This is a genomic window from Dietzia sp. HMSC21D01, from assembly GCF_001815995.1.
Taxonomy (GTDB): Bacteria; Actinomycetota; Actinomycetes; order Mycobacteriales; family Mycobacteriaceae; genus Dietzia; species Dietzia cinnamea.
This window is the reverse complement of the sequence record NZ_KV824063.1, coordinates 1-4,874: the sequence shown is the minus strand read 5'-3', so window position 1 is coordinate 4,874 and position 4,874 is coordinate 1. Positions and strand designations below refer to the sequence as shown.

At 72.5% G+C, this 4,874-nt stretch carries 4 protein-coding genes and 1 pseudogene; 2 read left to right on the top strand and 3 right to left on the bottom strand.

Features of this window, described 5'->3' with window-relative positions; translation table 11 throughout:
• Together HMPREF3086_RS14570 and HMPREF3086_RS14565 are read left to right on the top strand one after the other, a co-directional pair.
• Positions 1-779: ATP-binding cassette domain-containing protein (locus HMPREF3086_RS14570; RefSeq protein ID WP_141764104.1), on the top strand; the 779-nt coding region annotated here is incomplete at its 5' end.
• Positions 776-1,426 carry an ATP-binding cassette domain-containing protein gene (locus HMPREF3086_RS14565; protein ID WP_070722593.1) on the top strand — a complete coding sequence of 217 codons (651 nt, stop codon included), beginning with the start codon at positions 776-778 and terminating at the stop codon, positions 1,424-1,426. The genes HMPREF3086_RS14570 and HMPREF3086_RS14565, both read left to right, overlap by 4 nt.
• On the opposite strand, the gene ccsB is transcribed toward HMPREF3086_RS14565, so the two are convergent.
• From ccsB to HMPREF3086_RS19100, 3 genes and pseudogenes are all read right to left on the bottom strand, one after another.
• Positions 1,423-2,463 (bottom strand): c-type cytochrome biogenesis protein CcsB, encoded by a 1,041-nt coding sequence (gene ccsB / locus HMPREF3086_RS14560; RefSeq protein WP_070722591.1) that lies wholly within the window; start codon positions 2,461-2,463, stop codon positions 1,423-1,425. The two genes, HMPREF3086_RS14565 and ccsB, sit on opposite strands and share 4 nt — an antisense overlap.
• Complete coding sequence (locus HMPREF3086_RS14555; protein ID WP_070722597.1) at positions 2,460-4,148, bottom strand: cytochrome c biogenesis protein ResB; 1,689 nt, start codon at positions 4,146-4,148, stop codon at positions 2,460-2,462. The genes ccsB and HMPREF3086_RS14555 overlap by 4 nt, the downstream gene beginning before the upstream one ends.
• 362 nt (positions 4,149-4,510) lie before the next feature.
• Positions 4,511-4,874, bottom strand: a pseudogene (locus HMPREF3086_RS19100) (hypothetical protein); the annotation flags it as partial.

Sequence of the window (4,874 nt, the reverse complement as noted above, 5' to 3'; positions counted from 1 at the left end):
AGGCGCACACCACCCGGGCGGCGCTGCGCGTGGACGGTCTCACGGTGGTGCACGGGGGCGGCGGCGCGGACGCCGGGGAGACCGCGGTGGACGGGGTGTCCCTGCGCGTCGAGCCCGGTCGGGTCGTGGCGATCGTCGGCCCGTCGGGCGCCGGCAAGTCGAGCCTGCTGGACGCGTGCGCCGGGCTCGTGGCGCCGGGCTCGGTGGTCGCCGGCCGGATCGAGTTGGGTGGGAGCGGGGTGGGTGGGCACAGCCGCGGCGTGACCGGCCACGTTCCGCAGACCGCCGCCGACGCGTTCACCCCGACCCGGCACATCCGTGGGCAGCTGGAGGAGTCAATCGCGGTCGCGGCAGCCCGCGGCAGCGCGGGCGGCACCGGCAGCAGCTCGGCCGACGTGGACGCGCTGTGCCGACTGGTGGGCGTCGACCCCGCGCTCGCCGACCGCTACCCGCACCAGCTCTCCGGCGGCCAGCTGCGGCGGATGGCCATTGCCGTCGCGCTGGGCACCTGGCCGTCGGTGCTGCTCGCCGACGAACCCACCGCCGGACTCGACCCCGCTCTCGCACTCGCCGTCCTGAGGCAGCTGCGGCGCCTGGCCGACGAGACCGGTGTCGCGGTGCTGCTCGCAACGCATGACCTGGTGGCGCTCGAAGCCAGCGGTGCTGCCGACGAGGTCGTGTCGATGCAGGCAGGGCGCCTGTGCCCTGCGGACCCCTCCCAGGGCAACCGCGCCCCCGCGGACGCCACCGCACCCGCCGGGGAGCTGGTGACACCGTGACCCTCGTCGCCGCCGGCGCCGCATTCCGCTACCCAGGTTCCGACACGGAGGCGCTGCCCCCGACCGACCTCTCCGTCGCCGCGGGCACGATCACCGCGCTCGTCGGCCCCTCGGGTAGCGGCAAGACCACCCTCGCGCGGCTCCTCGCCGGGCTCCTCGCGCCCACCTCCGGGTCGGTGACCGTGACCGGGGACGGCACCGCGAGCGAGGTCAGGCCGCGGCGCGGTCGCCTGCCCGGGCACACCGCGCTGCTCGACCAGGACCCGGCAGCCGCGGCGGACCCGCGACTCACGCTCCGGCGGATGATCGCCCTGCCCGGGCGGAGCCGGCGGATCGCCGTGGACGTGGACTCACTCGCTCGGGAGGTCGGGCTGGAGGCGTCGCTGCTCGACCGGCGTCCGGGCGAGGTCTCCGGCGGACAGCTCCAGCGGGCGTGCCTGGCCCGGGCCCTGGCGCAGCAGCCGCGCTACCTCCTCGCCGACGAGGCGACCGCGCACCTCGACCCCGATGCCGCCGCCGTCGTCCTCGAGGTCCTCCGTGCGCGTGCCGACCGCGGCCTAGGCGTTCTCGCCATCACCCACGACCGCGACGCGGCCGCCGGGTGGGCGGATCACGTCGTGACGCTTCGGAGACCCGCCGGGGGCTAGTTCAGCCCGGCGTAGGAGTGCAGGCCCGAGACCACGATGTTGATGAAGAACAGGTTGAACACCAGCACCGCGAAGCCGGCGATGTTGATCCACGCCGCCTTCTTGGGGCCCCAGCCCGACGTCGCCCGGGCGTGGAGGTAGCCGGCGTAGAGCACCCAGGAGATGAAGGACACCGTCTCCTTGGGGTCCCAGCCCCAGAAGCGGCCCCACGCGCTCTCCGCCCACACGGCGCCGAGCAGGATGCCCACGCCGAAGACCGGGAAGCCGATCACCGTCGCGCGGTACGCCAGCCGGTCGAGGGTCTCGGCGGCGGGCAGCGGACGCGCCAGCCGCGCGCCCCAGCCCCGCTCCTCGCCCTGCGGCTGCCACACGCGGATGAGGTACATGATCGACACGACGCCCGGGATGAGCAGGATGCCCGAGCCCAGCGAGATGATCGTGACGTGGATCGGCAGCCAGTACGAGCGCAGCGCCGGCACCACGGGCGCGGCCTCCGAGTACAAGTTGGTCCCGCCGAAGAACAGCAGCACCAGCACCGGCAGCAGCACGAACGGCCACGCCGTCTGCAGCGCCGGCTTGCGCAGGAACACCAGCCCGGCGCCCACGGCGAGCAGGGTGGTGCCGAGGATGAACTCGTACATGTTGCCGAACGGGAAGCGGTCCGTCGCCAGGCCGCGCGTGATCATCGACCCGGCGTGGAACAGGAACGCGACCACGATGAACAGCTGCGCGATCCGCGCCCACCGCACGTTGCCCTCGGAGGCGCGGTTCTCGTCACCGGTATCGGTGAGCGACCTCGACTCCGTCAGGCCCACGTCCGAGCCACCGACTGTTCCCGACCCGCCGGCGGCTGCGCCCTGCCCGGCCCCGACCAACTGCTGGTGCGAGACCTTGGGGACGCGGAAGCCCGCGTAGTAGATCAGCGACGCGATGAGCGCCAGGGCGTAGATCCCGAACGCCGTCCGGAAGGCGAGGTCCGAGTACGTCGACAGGGTCTCGTCAACGGGTAGTCCCTGCGCGAGGGTCCAAGTGATCACCGGGTGTCGTCCTTCCGCACGTCGTCGCCGGCGGTGCCGCGACTAGATGAAGTGTGGTCCTTGTCGGCCCCACCCGGCAAGACGGGTGTGACGGCCGAGGCCGCGACCAGCCGATCGCGGAGCTCGTCGAATTCGCTCCCCCAGCCGGACCGGTCCGTCTTGGCGAGGCCTCCCAGTTCGACGCGGGTGACCTCGTCGTCGTCGACACTCACCCGCGCCCAGATCCGCCGGCGCCGCACCATCAGGCTCAACACCAGCCCGCCCATCATGACCGCGGCGGACACCCCCACCCAGATCTGCGTGGGGTCGGAGGAGACCTGGATGTTGATGAACTCCTCCGCGCCGTCGAAGCGGACCTCGGTGCCGTCGGCGAGCGTCGTGGACTCGCCCGGCCTCAGGTTGACGCGCGCCTCGCGGTTGAGGACGCCCGACTCGATGAGATCCGAGTCGAGGGAGAAGATCGACTGCGGGCGGCCCGTGTCGAGGCCGGCGTCGCCGCGGTGGACGTCGATCGCCACCGCCGGGTCGTCCATCCGCGGGAACCGCGAGCTGAGCAGCGTGCCGTCGAACTGGGCGGTCGGGGCGAAGAGGCCCTGGATCGCGATCTGTTGCGTGCGCCGCTCGGCCAGGTCCGGGTACATCCCCGCGGGCGGGTCGAAGCGCATGATGCCCGACGACAAGAAGGTCTGCAGCTCGGTCGGCTGCCAGTGCTGCGTGTCCGTGCGTGTCTCGCCGTTCGGGAACGTCACCGTGAACGTCGGCGCGTAACCGTGGCCCTGCAGGTAGACGCGGGTCGATCCGATGCGCAAGGGGTGGTTGACCCGCATCTCGTACGGCTCCCACGTGTCGGGGTCCGTGGTGGTGACCTCTTCGCTATAGCGCACGTTGGAGGTGAACATCTCGGCCTGACCGTTGGGCAGGTAGTCGGCGCGGAAGTCCTCGACCTTGATGCAGAACTGCTCGAGGTCCGTGCCGTCGACGAGCAGGCCCGCGCGGAACGAGTCGTACGCGCTGGGCGTGGTGTTGCAGAACGCCGGCGACTCGGCGTTGGCGACGATGACGCGCATGCCCTCCGCGTAGACGAACTTGCCCGCCGCGAACATGATGAGCAGCGCCAGCAGGCCGAAGTGGAAGACGATGTTGCCCACCTCGCGCATGTAGCCGCGCTCGGAGGACAGTTCGATGGTGCCGGGGACGCGGCCGTCGCCGTCGTTGCGGCGGACCCGGCCCTTGAGCTCGCGGCGGATCTGCTCGGCGGCCTGCTCGGGGGTGGCCGTGGTGCGGTAGGCGGCGTGGTGCGGCAGGCGCGACAGGTTGCGCGGCGTGAGCGGCGGCGGGGTGCGCAGCTGCTTGACCAGGTCGATCGAGCGCGGCGTGAGGCATCCGATCAGCGAGATGAACAGCAGGACGTAGATCGCCGTGAACCACCAGCTGGAGAACACGTCGAACAGTTGCAGGCGGTCGTAGAGCTCGCCCAGCCAGCCGTTCTCGGCGATGTACTCGTTGACGTTGCCCTCGTTGAGGCTGCGCTGCGGCAGCAGCGCGCCCGGGACGGCCGCGACGGCCAGCAGGAAGAGCAGGATGAGCGCCGTGCGCATGGCGGTGAGAGTGCGCCAGGCGTTGCGGAGGAAGGAGGTGACGGTGCCCAGCGGTGAGCGGGCAGCGGCAGTTCTGGGCTCGGGCATGGGGTCCATCTGCGGGTCGCGACGCGCCGAGGCGACTCGGCGCCGGTCGCACCCAGGCTAGCCCGGTGATCCTGAGCGGAACCTGGCAGGGTGGGGCCGGGTGTGCTGCCGCCTACGGGGAGGTCAGGGCCGGTGTGGCGGGGGTCTCTCGGTGCCCCGCCGCGGGAGACCGGGCGTCGATCATCGTGCGGGTGCCGGTGGGTGGGCGTAGGACACGGGTGGGGTGCCTCCAGGCGTGCTGCGGTGGGCGGTCGTACGGCGTCGAGTCTGGGCGGGCTGTGTGTCCGGACCGTGTCTCTGTTGTGTGGATCGGTGGCTCATTGCTCCCCGCGACGCGGCGCGCTGCTGAGGGCGGTTCCGGTCTAGTCTCGTGTCGCGCCTCCGCCGGTGTAGTCGCGGCCGAGGGTGCGTCCGCGGTATGGGGCGGCGGCGTCGTCCGTGGGCGCGGGTTCCTCGGCGCGCGGGCGGCCGAGCACCGCCGGGGCGACTTTGACCGGGTCGCCGATGATGGCGGTGGTGTTGGTGGCGTTGGTCAGGTAGCTCGCCGGCGTGTGACCGCGCCGGTCACTGTTCTGGCCGGCGTTGGCCGCGCCCATCATCCCGCCGATCGGCATCGCCCCGGCGCGCCCGGCCTGGGCCGTACCGGTCGACGACGACGAGAGCGCCCCCGCACCCGAGCTTGCCGTCCCTCCGGGCGCGGGACCTGCCCCGGGAGCGCCCGCGGCC